At 46.7% G+C, this 14,639-nt stretch carries 11 protein-coding genes, 1 pseudogene and 1 other annotated feature; of the genes and pseudogenes, 7 read left to right on the forward strand and 5 right to left on the reverse strand.

Annotated features, from left to right (window positions below):
* Nucleotides 1-66 precede the first annotated feature (66 nt).
* Complete coding sequence (locus J2Z66_RS17615; protein WP_209972760.1) at nucleotides 67-1,050, forward strand: metal-dependent hydrolase; 984 nt, start codon at nucleotides 67-69, stop codon at nucleotides 1,048-1,050.
* Nucleotides 1,051-1,158: 108 nt separating this feature from the next.
* Here the strand turns inward: J2Z66_RS17615 and J2Z66_RS17620 are convergent, their stop codons facing one another.
* Complete coding sequence (locus J2Z66_RS17620) at nucleotides 1,159-1,386, reverse strand: alpha/beta-type small acid-soluble spore protein (RefSeq protein ID WP_209972761.1); 228 nt, start codon at nucleotides 1,384-1,386, stop codon at nucleotides 1,159-1,161.
* A gap of 152 nt (nucleotides 1,387-1,538) precedes the next feature.
* Here J2Z66_RS17620 and J2Z66_RS17625 point away from each other — a divergent pair, with 152 nt between their 5' ends.
* The 3 genes from J2Z66_RS17625 (at nucleotide 1,539) to bshA (ending at nucleotide 3,605) form a co-directional block, all read left to right on the forward strand.
* Complete coding sequence (locus J2Z66_RS17625) at nucleotides 1,539-1,724, forward strand: DUF5325 family protein (RefSeq protein WP_209972762.1); 186 nt, start codon at nucleotides 1,539-1,541, stop codon at nucleotides 1,722-1,724.
* 87 nt (nucleotides 1,725-1,811) lie between these two features.
* On the forward strand, nucleotides 1,812-2,351 hold the full coding sequence (locus tag J2Z66_RS17630) for a MarR family winged helix-turn-helix transcriptional regulator (RefSeq protein ID WP_209972763.1): 540 nt from the start codon (nucleotides 1,812-1,814) through the stop codon (nucleotides 2,349-2,351).
* Between the two features lie 105 nt (nucleotides 2,352-2,456).
* Nucleotides 2,457-3,605 (forward strand): N-acetyl-alpha-D-glucosaminyl L-malate synthase BshA, encoded by a 1,149-nt coding sequence (gene bshA / locus J2Z66_RS17635; protein ID WP_209972764.1) that lies wholly within the window; start codon nucleotides 2,457-2,459, stop codon nucleotides 3,603-3,605.
* A 748-nt stretch (nucleotides 3,606-4,353) separates the two neighbouring features.
* Here bshA and trpS read toward each other — a convergent pair.
* Nucleotides 4,354-5,337 carry a tryptophan--tRNA ligase gene (gene trpS / locus J2Z66_RS17640; RefSeq protein WP_209972765.1) on the reverse strand — a complete coding sequence of 328 codons (984 nt, stop codon included), beginning with the start codon at nucleotides 5,335-5,337 and terminating at the stop codon, nucleotides 4,354-4,356.
* A 174-nt stretch (nucleotides 5,338-5,511) separates the two neighbouring features.
* Nucleotides 5,512-5,783, reverse strand: a binding site (T-box leader).
* A gap of 200 nt (nucleotides 5,784-5,983) precedes the next feature.
* Between trpS and J2Z66_RS17645 the strand changes: the two genes are divergently transcribed.
* Both J2Z66_RS17645 and J2Z66_RS17650 read left to right on the forward strand, forming a co-directional pair.
* Nucleotides 5,984-8,431 (forward strand): alpha-mannosidase, encoded by a 2,448-nt coding sequence (locus tag J2Z66_RS17645; RefSeq protein WP_209972766.1) that lies wholly within the window; start codon nucleotides 5,984-5,986, stop codon nucleotides 8,429-8,431.
* Nucleotides 8,432-8,449: 18 nt separating this feature from the next.
* Nucleotides 8,450-9,418, forward strand: coding sequence for an AraC family transcriptional regulator (locus J2Z66_RS17650; protein WP_245375638.1), 969 nt, complete (start codon nucleotides 8,450-8,452; stop codon nucleotides 9,416-9,418).
* A gap of 21 nt (nucleotides 9,419-9,439) precedes the next feature.
* On the opposite strand, the gene J2Z66_RS17655 is transcribed toward J2Z66_RS17650, so the two are convergent.
* Nucleotides 9,440-10,540, reverse strand: coding sequence for a nitric oxide synthase oxygenase (locus tag J2Z66_RS17655; protein WP_209972768.1), 1,101 nt, complete (start codon nucleotides 10,538-10,540; stop codon nucleotides 9,440-9,442).
* A 946-nt stretch (nucleotides 10,541-11,486) separates the two neighbouring features.
* Entirely contained in the window at nucleotides 11,487-12,551 is a 1,065-nt protein-coding gene (locus J2Z66_RS17660) for a UCP032817 domain-containing protein (RefSeq protein ID WP_209972769.1), read from the reverse strand.
* 203 nt (nucleotides 12,552-12,754) lie between these two features.
* Here J2Z66_RS17660 and J2Z66_RS17665 point away from each other — a divergent pair, with 203 nt between their 5' ends.
* A complete protein-coding gene (locus J2Z66_RS17665; RefSeq protein WP_209972770.1) occupies nucleotides 12,755-13,702 on the forward strand; it encodes an aldose 1-epimerase in 948 nt (315 codons plus the stop codon).
* 653 nt (nucleotides 13,703-14,355) lie between these two features.
* Here the strand turns inward: J2Z66_RS17665 and J2Z66_RS17670 are convergent.
* A pseudogene (locus J2Z66_RS17670) lies at nucleotides 14,356-14,639 on the reverse strand (IS110 family RNA-guided transposase); the annotation flags it as partial.

The following is a 14,639-nucleotide window of genomic DNA, read 5'->3' on the forward strand; positions in this document are numbered from 1 at the left end:
TTTTAACGTGTAACATGGTAAACTAAGAAAAGAGAAAAAAAAGCTAACCTATAGGAGGAACTATACTTGGACACAGGAACACATCTTGTTATAGGCTTGGGACTAGCCGGGCTGGCTCAAATTGATCCTGTCGTAGCTGCAGACGGTGTCGTCACCACTGCGGTGTTGATCGGAACCTTAATTGGCTCCCAAATTCCCGATTCTGACGGATTGCTGCGATTTAAAGGAAATGCCATTTATATCCGCAATCACAGAGGCCGTTCCCACTCACTGCCTGCATTGCTGCTGTGGACGCTTTTGATCACAGGCATGCTTGGCGTTGTATTCCAAGGTCTGCCGCTGCTGCATGTCGGCTTATGGGTAGGCATCGCCGTATGCTTTCATGTTTTTACAGATTTATTTAACACTTATGGAACTCAGGCTCTACGACCGTTCTCCCAGAAATGGGTGTCCTGGAATATTATACACATATTCGATCCCTTTATCTTCATTTGCCATTTGATCGCTATATTTGCCTGGTCGTTTAACTTGGCTAGCCCCACTCTAATTTTCCCGGCTCTATATGCGGTACTAGCCGTTTACTATGTGTGGCGTAGTCTCGATCATTTTATTCTCGAAAGAGGGCTGCCGGGCAAAGATCCAAGCTATAAGCCTGGAGATAAGTACAATCTCATTGTAACGATTAATTACTATGTATGGAATGTAGTGAAGCACAAAGAAGACGGCACATATGTACTTGGGGAAATGCGCAATGGCGTTCTCAAATGGGTGGATGAGGTGAAATGTGCATCACATCCGGCTGTAGAAGCCTCCAAGTCACATGAGAACATTAAATCTCTCCTGTACTTCTCCTCATATGCATGTGCAGAAATGAAGGAGCATAGCTGGGGCTATGAGGTTAGATGGGCGGACGTTCGTTACCGTCACCGCAAGCAGTATCCGTTCGTTGCCGTTCTGCTGATGGATCACAATCTTAATCCGCTTGATTCATACATCGGCTGGGTGAGTGATTCCCGTTTGGAGAAAAAGCTGCGTGTTGATACCTATTAACAAGACCTTTTGACAACACCAATTAGCATCCTTAACATCCAATACAATAAGCAAATAAAAAGCTCAGGGGATTGAATCCCCTGAGCTTGATATTGCATAATTTGCGGATTAACGGTTTTGACCACCGGCAAGTGTTTGCTCAGCGATTTGTACGAGGCGACGAGTAATGTGTCCACCGATAGCACCTGTGTCGCGGGTAGCCATGTAACCGTAATAACCGTCTTGAGGAATTTGAATGCCCAGTTCTTGAGCTACCTCATACTTCAATTGATCTAACGCTTGGTTGGCTTGTGGTACTACCAATGAATTGCTGCTACGTGATTGTCCTGCTCCCATTTAGGATCAGCACTCCTTTCGGTCTATTAAGCTGAGATGTATTTGCAAGCTTGCAAAGATAGTATGTGAAAGAAATTAAATAATATTCGGACTTGCAAAAAAAAAATTTTTCAAAGAATTACGATCAACCATTTAGAAAGCGGGAATCCTTTATGAGTAAGCCTTTAGCACTTTTATTCGCCTGTGTCGGTATTCTATTGTTATCTGCCATCAGCCTGTTTATGAGCCTCAAAATGCCCTGGCTGGCACTCCTTTCTTCCCTAGTCGCTTTAGGGTTTATAGGGTACGGTTTCGTGTTGAAAGCCAAGCTGCGCAGAAAGAATAACAATGGCAGTTGACAATGACTTATCCAGAGGACTATACTTTTATTACCATTATGAAAATATTTCATTTTTGTAGCATTTATCGAGAAAGGTCGAACGATCATGCAAACGCCTATCGATCCAGGACAACTCGAATATATTCGGGAATTTATTGCTTTATTAGGCCAGCAAGTCAAGAAATGCACCGATTTACAAATTAAAAAATGCGCAGAACTAAGCGTAGATGCTTGCAAAATTAACAATCAGGAGCTGTCGCTGCTGTTCTTATTGAATGAACGCGGCACCCTTGCTGTCAAAGAAATTGCCTGCAGCCTGGAATGCACCAGTCTGAGCACGCTCACCCGAATGCTTGATAAGCTGGAGGAATACGGATATATAAACCGTAAGCTTGACTGCAACGACCGTCGCAGCTTTCTTATTAGCCCTACCCAGAAAATAGCGGCTATCGTTGAGAGCTACCAGGAACAAATTCAATCAGTAGCCTATACCATGCTGGAAGCTTTATCCCCTGCTGAACGGCTAACGCTCATTGAGCTTTACGGCAAAATCAAAGGTAATCTTAGTAGAAGTGATTCCAATTATATTTCTGAGGAGCTGCTTTCCTTCAGCCCCCCCTCCATAAAGCAAAGCTTAAATAAGTAGCTGTTTAATAACACTACTTTTCTTTATTTTATTTATTACCGAATTGCAAATATTTCATATTGGTAGTAATTTTCTATATTTTCAAAAGAAACGTGGTGATCAGCAGTGCTCAAAATTGGAATCGCCTGTTACCCTACTTTGGGAGGATCTGGAGTAGTGGCTACTGAGCTCGGCAAAATTATGGCGGAGAAGGGCCATCAGGTCCATTTCATTACCGATCGCATGCCTTTTCGGCTTGGGCAATTTCATGCCAATATTTTCTACCACGAGGTTGAAGTCAGCGAATATTATGTCTTTCGGTACCCGCCTTATGATCTGGCCCTGGCCAACAAGCTTGCTCAAGTCGCCAAACAGGAAAACCTGGATTTGCTGCATGTTCATTATGCTGTACCTCATGCCATATGCGCATACTTGGCCAAGCAAATGGTCGGAGATCATTTGAAGGTAGTTACAACCCTCCATGGCACTGACATTACAATTCTCGGACACGACCCGTCTTTAAAGGACCTTATACGACTCGCAATCCATCAAAGTGATGCGGTCACTGCTGTTTCTCAGGATTTGAAAACGGAAACCTATGAAGTACTTTCCATACAGAAGCCTATAGATTTGGTTTATAATTTCGTAGATCAACGTGATTATCTGGCTCCTAGCAACCCACAGCTACGGGCCCAATATGCAGCACCACACGAGAAAATCCTGTTACATATGTCTAATTTCAGGCCCGTGAAGCGAATTGAGGATGTACTCGATATTTTTGCCCGGGTTCATGAGAAGGTCGCTTCGCGGCTTATGTTTGTAGGAGAAGGCCCCGAGCTTGCCAAGGCGGTTCATCGCGCCAAAGAGCTCGGCCTGCATGACCGTGTTCATTATCTAGGCAAACAAAACAATATAGCCGAAATCATCTCTATGTCAGACCTGCTGCTGCTCCCTTCCGAGAAGGAAAGCTTTGGCTTGGTTGCGCTTGAAGCGATGGCTGGAGGCGTGCCTACCATTGGCTCTAACGCCGGAGGTATTCCTGAAGTTGTGAAGCATGGCGAGAACGGATATTTAGCTCCCGTAGGACATACGAAAGAGATGGCGGAGTACGCCATACAGCTGCTGAGCGACCCATTGCTTTATGAGCAGTTTTCAACAGCTGGCCTGCTTCGCTCCCGCTCACATTTCTCCGCAGCAGCCATTGCTGAGCAGTACGAGCAAATATATTACAGAGTAGCCTATCCTAAGCTTTGTGAAACTGCGGTCTCATCCTAAGAGAAAAATCTTTGTGGGGTCTTTTGATGATCGTGTTTATTAAGTATGTGCGTTGCGGAGGGAATGGCTGTGGGCTCCAGCCGCTGTTAAAGATTTGTTCCCTTGAATGGTATCGATGAAGAGGTAGGAACAAATCTTTTAAGGCGGACGCTTACGCTCTCACACCCACAGACATTCCCTCTCTTTAGCTACAATCGCACGAATCACCCGAACACCAAGCTCAAACGAACTGCCAGCAAAGTGATTTTCTCTTGGTTGGAGGAGACATCCCCGGGGGAATTGGCGCTGGGAGAGAAGCCTCCTCCTACGCCTACGCCCCACGCTAGCGCGAAGCTGAGATGGAGCTGATGCTTTAACGATGTTTTTCATCGTTAAAAGCACCTGCTCCTCTCCATATCCTTACTTAACGATGAAAAACATCGTTAAAATCCTTTTTCACCCCCGCGAGAGGTCATCCGCCCTCTGTTAACGATGTTTTTCATCGTTAACGTGTCGGATCAGCCTGGAACACTTACTTTAACGATGAAAAACATCGTTAAGTGAAGAACTCGCTCATTTCCGCGGAGGTAGGATGCCACTACTGCTCTTCCTCCCACAACCATCCCCTTTTTTCTTAGGTGCGAGGCGCAAGGCGCAGAACAAGTCATTCTCAAACGGGCAGCCAGCAGGCAACAGGTTCCAGAAACTAAAAAAAAGTCGCCGATCTATGGTTATAAATGAACCATACAATCGGCGACTTTTTTAGCGCTTAATTAACCAAGAAGCCCATAAGCTTCTTTACTTCCCGCAGTGTTTCATTTGCGACAATAGCGGCTTCTTCGGCACCTTTTTTCAACACATCATGTACAGCTCCTGAGCTGCGAATTTCCTTATACCTTTGCTGGATAGGCTCAAGTACGGACACGATATGCTCTGCAAGCTCTTTTTTGAAGGGGCCATAGCCTTGGCCTTCATATTTGGCTTCGATCTCGGCGACGCTTAACTCTGCGAAATGGGAATAGATCCCGATCAGGTTGGATACTTCCGGCTTGTTCTGCGGATCGTACTTGACCTCGCGTCCGGAGTCGGTAACCGCTCTGCTCAGCTTTTTGCGGATAACATCCGGCTCATCCAGAATGGCTATAAAGCTTGCCGCGTTAGGGTTGCTTTTGCTCATTTTCTTGGAAGCATCGTCGAGTGACATCACTCTTCCGGCAATTTCCGGCATATAAGGCTCAGGCATTGCGAACAGCTCGCCAAACCGGTTGTTAAAGCGCACCGCCAGATCGCGGGTCAGCTCCAGATGCTGCTTCTGATCATCGCCAACCGGTATCAAATCAGCTTTATATAGCAAAATGTCAGCGGCCATCAAAGATGGATAGGTGAATAAGCCCGCGCCAACCGATTCTTTCCCACTGGATTTATCCTTGAACTGCGTCATGCGCTCCAGCTCTCCCATATAGGTAAGCGTAGTAAGGAGCCATCCCAGCTCCGCATGGGCAGATACTTGCGATTGTAAGAAAATCGAAGCCTTGGCAGGGTCGATACCAGCTGCTAAATAAAGAGCCGCTACAGACTCGGTCTGTTCTTTAAGCGCCGCGGGCTCTTGAGGAACCGTAATTGCATGCAAATCTACAATCATGAAGTAGCAGCTATGTGAATGCTGAAGTTTCACAAAATTGCGGAGCGCCCCAATGTAATTTCCGATCGTAAGCTGGCCGCTTGGTTGAATACCTGATAATACTCTTTTCATCTTATTTCCTCCTTGAGTCTTGCTTCAATCTTGAGATAGCTCCTGGCCTTAGCCTTAGCCTTAGCCATGACCTTGCTCCTGGCCTTGACCCTTGACCCTGACCTAGGTCGTCGTTGGATAAGCAAAAATCCCCTTCGAAATATCCCTCTAGAAAAACAAAAAAAGCCTGCCGCCGCAAGGGACGTTAGACCGTGGTACCACCCTAATTCGCCCTCTGCAGCAATCGCAGAAGACCTTATAGCCCCGTTAACGGAGGGCTTCCGTTCGGTATAATAAGAGCATCTGAGAAATCCGGGCTGCTGATTCACAACCTTCATTAATCTCTGTACTCTGTTCCACCTTAAGCTCAAGGATCCATTCGACTTCCGTGCTTCACCGGTTTGCACCAACCACCGGCTCTCTGAAGAAGCTGCAGCAAGCTTACTTGTTCCTGTCATCGCAGTCCTGATTTGTTCTAATTATTACTCAGCTGAGTCGAATTGTCAATGAGCCATCCCCCTGCTAACCCTACTGCAGCTTCCAAATCACCAAAGTAAAACTTATTTTTATGGCCTAATTCTATATGTTTTTGTCTGGTTTCTTAATGTTAAATATGCATATACTGCTGTAAAATGGGAGCAAATCGATCTTCAAAAGGAGAATTCATATGCCCCTTCAAACAAACATTCATCTCATAGGAAACGCTCATCTCGATCCAGTCTGGCTCTGGCAGTGGCAGGAGGGCTATGCCGAAATTAAAGCAACCTTCCGCTCTGCTCTCGATCGGATGAATGAATTCCCCGAATTCGTGTTCACCTGTGCTTGTGCCGCATATTACAAATGGGTCGAGGAAAATGCTCCCGAAATGTTTGCGGAAATCAGGCAGCGTGCAGCTGAAGGGCGTTGGGTCATTGTGGGCGGCTGGTGGATTCAACCAGACTGTAACCTTCCTTCAGGAGAGTCTTTTGCCAGGCACAGCTTATACAGCCAGCGTTATTTTCAGGAGAAATTCGGTGTCATGTCGCGGGTTGGCTATAATGTAGATTCATTCGGACATCATGGCATGATACCGCAAATATTAAAACAAAGCGGAATGGATTCCTATGTATTCATGCGTCCTATGAAGCATGAGAAGCATTTAGAGGACAGCCTGTTCTGGTGGGAGTCCGAAGATGGCAGCAAGGTCATGGCCTTCCGCCTTGCTGACGGCTACCACTCCAATGATAGAACCGAGCTGCCTGAACGCATACGCCAGCATAAAGAAAAGGCAGAAGAAGAACAGCACGACCACATGACCTTCTATGGAGTCGGGAACCATGGGGGCGGTCCAACCATCTCTGCGCTCAAGAGTATTCAGCAGCTGATACAACAAAATGACAAAAATGATATTTTGCTAAGCTCACCCAATGCTTATTTCGACCATATGGCAAAGTTGAATCCGGCTATTCCTGTCATTAAAGACGAAATGCAAATGCATGCTGTTGGCTGCTATTCGACACATTCAGAATCAAAGAATGCCGAGAAGTTCTCCACAATCGCCAACATCAAGCTGCAGCTTCCCTATCCGTCTGAATCACTTAAGCAAGCCTGGGAGAATGTGATGTTCAACCAATTTCACGATATTATAGGCGGCTGCAGCATTAAGGAAGCCTTCGATGACGCTAAAGAAAGCTATGGCGAAGCGCTGAGCATCGGGGCCAAAGCCCTAAACGCCGCACTGCAAAAGCTTTCCTGGTCCATCAACACCATGAAGCCTGAAATTAAATCGCTCAGTAAGGAAAAGGATTGGCATCTTTGGGAGCAGGGCGACTCCGGGACGCCTTTAGTCGTATTTAATCCATTATCATGGGATATAACGGTGCCTATTCAAATGACAAAACAGGTTTCCAGCGTTTCAGATGATCAAGAGCAGTTTATCCCTATCCAGACAGTCCGCGCCTCACGTACAAACTTGGAGGATAACTGGGATACCCTTTTTGAAGCACGCATTCCAGCCTTTGGCTACAGGGTATACTGGGCGTACTTGGATAAGAATATGGAGCCTGCGACAGCCGCCCGCCCGCTTCATGTAGAAGACAATGTTCTGGAGAATGATTGGATTCGTGTAGAATTCGATCCACTCACGGGCTTCATTCAGCAGCTTTTGGACAAAAGAACGAACGTCAACTTATTCACTCCTGGCAGCCAGGGAGCCGTCCCTATTGTGATAGACGAGAGCCACAGCGACACGTGGGGGCATGGATTAGATGAGTACCGCAACGAAATAGGCCGCTTCTCGGACGCCACATTCAAGATTTTGGAAAAGGGGCCTTTGCGTGCTGCTATCCGAATTTCAAGCCGCTATCAAAACTCATTTTTGCGCCAGGATTTCATCTTGCAGCATGATTCACCCGATCTCAAGGTTAAGGTATTCCTGGACTGGAGAGAGCAGCATAAAATGCTTAAGCTGTCTTTTGATCTGGCGATGGAGCAGCCAAAGGCGGTATGGGAGATTCCCTATGGCTTTATTGAAAGACCTGTTAACGGTAAAGAAGTACCTGGACAGCAGTGGGTCGATATGAGCGGATTGGTGCCAGGCAGTGATGATCAAGCTTGTGGGCTGGCTATCGTTAACGATGCAAAATACGGCTACGATGCGCTGGAAAGCGATGTTCGGATTACCGCGGTGCGCAGTCCGCTATATGCCGATCATTACGGTGTGCGGGACGATTTAGCCGAGTTTATGGATCAAGGGATCCAGGAATTCAGCTATTCTCTGATTCCACATTCAGGATCTTGGCAGGACAACCGCATCGTGCAAAAAGCTTACGAGCTTAACGTGCCTCCGCTCCAGATTTGGGAAACCTACCATGAGGGCCCATTAGCCCAGCATGGAACCGGCATCCGGATTTCCTGCAAGCAAATCGTGGCAGCTGCCTTCAAGCCTGCTGAAGATGGGGACGGATTTATTCTCCGCTGCTACGAATGCACTGGAAGGAAAACAGACGCAAACATAGAATTACCTATGCTGGAGCGCTCCTGGAGCAGCAGCTTTGGCAAATGCGAAATCAAGACCTTCCATATCCCTTCCAGGCCGGATTTGCCTGTTAAAGAAGTCAATTTCATTGAAATATAGGAGTGATCAACTGTGGAAATGACCGGTTATGAAGATACGCTGAATGCTTGCAAAAACCTTCTTATGCAGCCTCTTTCCTTCAATGACCTTGGCATCGTCCTTGTGGATGCCCTTTCCGCAAAGCATGATCCTGACTGGAGCGTAGAGCTGCATCGTCATCCTTGGTTTGAATTTAATTATGTTTCCACAGGTTCGGTTTACACAACGATAGAGGGGATAGAGTTTCTAATCCAGGAGGGTCAGTCCTATCTGATTCCTCCCGGAGCAGCTCACGCTCATCGGAATGCCGAGGGAATAGGAGATGACGGTTTCTGTCTGAGATGGCAGTTTAACCTACTGTCCAATAGGAATGAAGGCTTGAAAAGTCCAGCCAGTTCACATAGTGCTTCTGGTGCTTCTAATTCCACCAGTTCATCCAGTTCCATTAGTCTCTCTATGGGGCAAGCGGTAATTGATATTTTCCAGGAAGCAAGACCGTATGCTTTATCCAAGGAGCTTACAGCCCCGCTAATGAACATTCGCAGTGACCAGAGCAGCTTCAGCATCCAGTCAGCTTTTGTAGGTTGGCTTGCCGTTTTATTTGAAGAGTGGTCCTGGGAGGCTCCTGATTTATTGCATCACTCACATCAAGCAGACAAAAATGATTCTATGGTGCAGCAAGCGCTGCTTTATTTGGAGGAATATTACGCCTCGTCCTTCAAGGTGCAAGATCTTGCGACCGCACTACATGTCAGCTACCGCCATTTATCGAGATTGTTCAAACATAAAACGGGCATATCCATTATAGAAAAATTAACCGATATTCGGGTCAGCCATGCCAAAAAGCTCCTGAAGGATTCCAATATGACACTTCGAGAAATCGCCCATGAAACGGGATTCGTCAATGAATTTTATTTCTCCAATCAATTTCATCGCTATACATTTACTAGTCCCAAAGAATTCAGAAAACTGTCAAAGGCCTCAAGCTTGGGTCATACTTTCCCCTAACGGAAGCCGCGGCCCTTTTTATCACAATTTCATTTCAACTTGTTCGTTCTGGTAATAAAAATTCGGGGTCTCCAAGCGATCTTCAAAGGTTTGATGGAAAATAGGGGTAGTCGCTGGCGAGAGCGGAGGAATCAGCCATGTCCAGTCACCGGTAACGGGGCGCCCGCATTTGCTTTCCTTGGCCTGGAATAAACCAAATTGGCGGGCTGCCGTATGATGATCAACGATCGTTACTCCATGCCGCTTAAATGAATCGAGGACAGCCACATTCAATTCCACAAGCGCCCTGTCTCTCCAAAGGGTTGTTTCCCTTTTAGTATCAAGTCCCATGACCTTCGCTACTTGAGGCAGCATATTATACCGCTGTTGATCCGCCAAATTACGTGCACCAATTTCCGTGCCCATATACCAACCATTAAAAGGTGCTGCGGTATAAGAAATCCCTCCAATCTCAAGCCGCATGTTGGAGACCAAAGGCACACCATACCAGCGCAGCTGCAAATCTGCAAAAGCGTCAAAATCGGGATGGCTTATCGGAACCTCCAGAACAAGGTGTTCAGGAATATCAAACCATTGGAGCCCACTGTTCCCCATTTCCAATACAAGCGGGAGAACATCGAATGGCGTCCCTTTTCTCTTCCATCCAAGCCGGCTGCAGAGCTCGCTGAAAGCAAGTGAATCCGGATCGCCGATGATACCATTCTCTGTCTTGTAGCCGGCATAACGGATCAATTGATAATTCCAAATACGAGTCTTCGCACCGCCAGGCCTGCTGGGTTTGAAAACTGTAATCATAGGAATTATTTTGCCCCCATTGGATGCCTCCCAGATATGACGATACAAAGCCTCCGCCATCTCCTCCACCGTCTCAGCTTTCCGCTCATCATTGACCTTGAGACTTTCCCAAAAGAAGCGCCCAATACAGCGATTGCTATTTCGCCAGGCCATTTTGGCGCCATATTCCAATTCCTCTTTTGTATGTTCATAAAAACCGGAAGTGTTAATTTCCTCTAATACCTCCAGTTGTCTCTGTTCCATTTCTTGCTGTGACTTTCCAAGCTCCCTGCAATATTGTTCAATAAATTGCTCCGCTTTCTCCATTAGCACACTTTTTACCAGCATACCCTTCACTCCATTCGTATCCTGTTATCATTATACCCAATGACTTTAACGGAAACGAAACCGGTTTATGACAATATGAGCAAAATTCCACTTATGTTCACGCTTAGTCTCACTGCCCCTCTGAAGTCCGAAAGGGTCAGCCCTCTTCAAACATAAGAAAAACGCCTTGCGGTGTCCATTGATGTGCGTGTTCGTGACGTGGGAGCGTTGCGGAGGTAAGGGGTGTGGGCTCCAGCCGCTGTTAAAGATTTGTTCCCTTTAATGAAATGGATGAGGAGGTAGGAACAAATCTTTAAAGGCGGACGCTATCGCTCTTCCTCCCACACCCCTTACCTCTCTTTAGCTACAATCGCACGAATCACACGAACACCAAGCTCAAACGCACTGCCAGTAAGGGTTTTTCTCTGGATGGAAGAGATTTCCCGCGGACCAAGCCGCTGGGACTGAAGATCGGCCCCGCCAACAGGCACAACCGGGAGGATCTACTACTTTAACGAACTTTAACGATGTTTTATTTTCATCGTTAAAAGCATAAAGTCCCATCCACTTCCTTACTTTAACGATGAAAATCATCGTTAAGTGGCGTACGCTCATTTCAGCGGAGGCGGGCTGCTACTAACAAGCATCCTCCCCTGATCCACGAACAAATGGATAACGGACTGCGAGTAGAAGTTACTTTCCTGAGAGAGAGGGATAGTGGCGATAGGATAATCTGAGCTTCCTTACTGATTCCATCGGAGGATGAAGAGTTACACCGTCTACTTTTCCACCGTAAAGCTACACTGTGTATTCGGGAATTTTTCACTCCAGGCTTCACCCAGAAAACTTATACTAAATAAGTCACGAAATAGAACGCCTCGCGGCGTCCTTTGACTTAAGGTATTCTTATATGCCTCCGAATGCTGTCCCCATCTGCTCTTCACATGCACTCCATATGCTCTTCACATCAGTCGCCGCCGCCACCGCATCCGCTGCCACAGCTTGAAGAGGAGCAGGATGAGCCGCCACTGTCGCCAGATGACCCGCCGTCGCCTGAAGAGTGATGCCCGCTGTCGCAGTTAGAGCTGTCAGAAGAAGCATCATAAGAGCTGGAGGTGCAGCCTGAGCCACCATCCTGCCTGTTCGTCTTTTCCGGTGTCAGTTCGTCCATTTGGCGTTGAAAGCCGTCAGCGTCTGTTATTGAATAGAACATCATCGCGCCTGCCAAATAGGGCAGCATCTCTGTTGTTCCGTTTTCAGGCTTGCTGTAGGGGGAACGACCGTTTGCTTGCTGGATTTGCTGCTTAGCCAAACCAATGAGATGATCGATTGTTTCTGCAACCCCTGGCCATCTCTGCGCGCATTTATCGTTAAAATATGTGCCGCGGAGCGTTTCAGGAGATTCCTGCTTGAACGCTTCGATTCTTGACGGATCCAAAGGATTCCGGCAAAATCCATGCCAAATCAGCTCGCTAAATGGCGTAGCTGTGAACAAATGACTATACACCCAATCAAACCAAGCCCGTTCCCCAGGCATCGGCTGTACCTCTGTATGAGGAGCATGATGCAGCATATAACCGACGAAAGATTCACTGAACTGCTGGTATTCACGGGTAAACATAAGCATTTCATGCCAAATGTCATCCACCGGCTCACTGAACATCGGTACGTGACGCAGCACCGCATTCATCATGAAATACCGCTCCAGCTCCAGCAGCTTCCATTCGTATTCAGCCAAGCTCAAGGCCGGATACTTAGCCAGTACTCTTGTTTTAAGCTTTTGCCGGAATTCAGCTGGTAGAGCTTGCTTCAGCCGTCTTTCCATATCCTGTAGAGGAACATCCTTGCGCAGCCCCAAATCAACAGGCCTCTCCAGTTCATAATTAATGGTTCTGCTCCGCTTTCCTTTGGCTCCATTCGCTCCCTTATCTGATTTAGTCCGTTTTATTTTCGACAATATAGAGAACAACCTGAACATAGACATTACAAAAAATACACTAATGATAATAATTATGACTACAACCCACCACATCCGGCTTCCTCCTCTTGTCCAGCCGTTTTCACAACTTTTTTTAGCGATCAACCTTTTGACGTTTACCGCCCGGCTGTAATTTTACTATAACATGAGTTAGAAAGAGGCTCCAGCCTTACTATCGAATTTGCTAGTGAAACGATTCACATCTTTGTGATAAAATAAGAATAAAATCGTATCGCATACAAAGGAGCTAACTGCAAATGATCCAACAAGAAGATTGGCAAGGCGTTCCCATCTATACTGTATCCAATGATGTGCTTTCCTTCAGCTTATGCCCTTCCATCAACAACAACCTCTTTCGTGTATGGGACAAAAAGCTGAACCGGGAAGTACTCAGAGTACCTGAGAGTCCGCAAACCCTTAAAGATGCGCCCGTTCATTACGGAACGCCCATTTTGTTTCCCCCTAACCGGATCCGTAGAGGTGCCTTCGAATATGACGGCAGGAATTATCAGTTCCCTATAAATACCGCTAACGAAAACCATATCCATGGCCTGATCGGGCATCTTCCTTGGCAAGTAACGAACATTTCCGAAGAAAGCGATCATTTGTCCATTACTTCTACATTTCGTACAGAAGACTTTCCCGAAGTACTCAAGCATTATCCGAACGCACTCACTTTGGAAGTTACCTATGAGCTGAGGGGAACTTCACTTATTCACACTTTAAAAGCAACAAATAACAGCAGCACCAAAGCTCCATTCGGTTATGGCCTACATACATGGTTCTTGTTGGATCATGCTCCGCAGAACTGGACCTTCGAGCTTCCGGTGAGCGGCGTCTGGGAGCTGGACAAGGAGTTAATTCCGAATGGGACGATTTTGCCTTTGGGCCGCTTCGAAGAGCTGTCAGAGGGAATATCCTTGGAGAACCAGGATCTGGATACTGTATTTCAAATAGGGGATCATGAGCGGCTTGCCGTTCTAAAACAAGAAGGCTGTGAGGTTCGTTACAGTGCATCCGATATTTTCAAGCATTGGGTCATCTATACAAAAGGGCAAGCCGACAATTACATATGCCTGGAGCCTTATACCTGGGTGACTGATGCGCCAAATTCGGAGCTGGACCCGTCCATAACCGGATTGACAGGCGTCGAGCCTGGTGAAACGCTTGAGCTTGAGATCAAACTGGACATCGTTCACACTTAGTTGATTAGTTGATTAGTTGATTAGTTGATATTTGATTGGATTGGATTGGATTGGATTGGATTGGATTCGATTCGATTTATTCGATTTGATTCATCGCATATGTGGCGTCCTTTGAGATGTGTGTTCAATAAGTGGGTTTGATCATTAAGTGGGTGTAGTGGGTGACATGGAGGGAATGGACGTTTGAGGTTGGAACAAATCTTTAAAAGCCGGCGACTAACTTCCACCACCCCCATTCCCTGATATGAACGTATCTGTCAACTCCGTAACTCAATCGCCCTAAATTCCTCGGCACGAAGGCAAAAAAGTATACTCGACGGTTGGCATACTGATATTCGTGGGTCGGAACCACAAGTTGTGCCTTGCGTCTGAAGGGCTTTCACGAACTCTCTGCGCACGTTCGCCTTGTTCAACTAGTGCATGGGAATGGTCGTGAGTTCCCTTCTGCCTGTCCTTTGCCTTCGGGCCCAGCTATTTAAGTTCTCTTCCATGTCAAGGCCGCGAAGCGTTCACTTTAGCCTTGACATCTCCAATTTGCCATCACACTATTTTTCCCCAGCTTCAAGCTGGGATACCTCACGGTGAGTGACGGGTACAGGGAGCGTGCTCCCTGTGTTCCCCCGTGGGGGACGGAAGGGGGCTTCTTTTTCTTTTCAAGCTGCTTCAACGGCTACTTTCTGCTCTACCTCTTGCCCGATAGCCCAAATAAACCCTGACAGTTCACGTGCAATCGCCGTCACTACCGCGTTTTTATTTTTTCCTTTACGTAGCAAATGAAGGTATCGATCATGTAATCGGTTCTGTGCCTTCCATGAAATCTCCTGAACCTTTGCACTTTGGTTTTCTAATCGTTTCTGTAAATTGCCTTTTATTGCGGGTTTGTAGCGATACGACCACGATGACTCTGTAAGTACACTTCGTAGACGCGAATTACCTG

The organism is Paenibacillus eucommiae (genome assembly GCF_017874215.1).
GTDB lineage: Bacteria > Bacillota > Bacilli > Paenibacillales > NBRC-103111 > Paenibacillus_AI > Paenibacillus_AI eucommiae.

Excerpts from the sequence above, each read along its gene's own strand:
- J2Z66_RS17660 (WP_209972769.1), bottom strand. The coding sequence starts at position 12,551 with ATGTGGTGGGTTGTAGTCATAATTATTATCATTAGTGTATTTTTTGTA.
- J2Z66_RS17630 (WP_209972763.1), top strand. The coding sequence starts at position 1,812 with ATGCAAACGCCTATCGATCCAGGACAACTCGAATATATTCGGGAATTT.
- J2Z66_RS17625 (WP_209972762.1), top strand. The coding sequence starts at position 1,539 with ATGAGTAAGCCTTTAGCACTTTTATTCGCCTGTGTCGGTATTCTATTG.
- J2Z66_RS17665 (WP_209972770.1), top strand. The coding sequence starts at position 12,755 with ATGATCCAACAAGAAGATTGGCAAGGCGTTCCCATCTATACTGTATCC.
- J2Z66_RS17645 (WP_209972766.1), top strand. The coding sequence starts at position 5,984 with ATGCCCCTTCAAACAAACATTCATCTCATAGGAAACGCTCATCTCGAT.
- trpS (WP_209972765.1), bottom strand. The coding sequence starts at position 5,337 with ATGAAAAGAGTATTATCAGGTATTCAACCAAGCGGCCAGCTTACGATC.
- J2Z66_RS17655 (WP_209972768.1), bottom strand. The coding sequence starts at position 10,540 with ATGCTGGTAAAAAGTGTGCTAATGGAGAAAGCGGAGCAATTTATTGAA.
- J2Z66_RS17620 (WP_209972761.1), bottom strand. The coding sequence starts at position 1,386 with ATGGGAGCAGGACAATCACGTAGCAGCAATTCATTGGTAGTACCACAA.
- J2Z66_RS17650 (WP_245375638.1), top strand. The coding sequence starts at position 8,450 with ATGACCGGTTATGAAGATACGCTGAATGCTTGCAAAAACCTTCTTATG.